The 599-nt window shown below is 66.6% G+C and carries 1 pseudogene; it reads left to right on the forward strand.

Going from position 1 to position 599, the window contains the following annotated elements:
- A pseudogene (locus tag E2L05_RS20630) lies at positions 1-599 on the forward strand (ParB N-terminal domain-containing protein); the annotation flags it as partial.

Below are 599 nucleotides of genomic sequence, written 5' to 3' on the forward strand. Positions count from 1 at the left end.
CGCGCCGGTGATCCCGCCCATTGCGCAGGTGTCCGGCCAGTCGGCCGAAGCTGCGGCCTTGCGCGATGTGACTGCCGGCATCGAAGACGCCCGCGCATCGGGGCGGATGGTGGTGGATGTGCCTTTGGGCGATGTCAGCCAAGGCTATCTGGCCCGCGACCGTATCGCGCTGGATGCCGAAGAAATCGCCGCGCTGAAGGCTTCCATCGCCGCCCATGGACAGCGGATGCCCGCCGAGATCACCCCGCTTTATGGCATTGGCCGCGACGAAAGCGATGGCGCGCCGGCGCACCCTTGGGGGCTGATTTCGGGCTGGCGGCGGCTGCGGGCGTTGTCAGAGCTGTACGAAGAAACCGGCGATATGCGCTTTTCGACCCTGCGTGCGCTGGTGCGCCCGGCCGAAGATGCAGCGGACAGCTATGTCGCCATGGTCGAAGAGAACGAGATCCGGGTCGGGTTGTCCTATTACGAACGCGCCCGTGTGGTGGCAGAGGCCGCAGCGCGCGGTGTGTTCCCGGACCAGTCTGCCGCGTTGCGGGCCCTTTTCGCGACGGCCAGCCGGGCCAAGCGATCCAAAATCGGCAGCTTCATCGACATCC

Source organism: Meridianimarinicoccus aquatilis, assembly GCF_004358675.1.
Taxonomy (GTDB): domain Bacteria; phylum Pseudomonadota; class Alphaproteobacteria; order Rhodobacterales; family Rhodobacteraceae; genus Meridianimarinicoccus; species Meridianimarinicoccus aquatilis.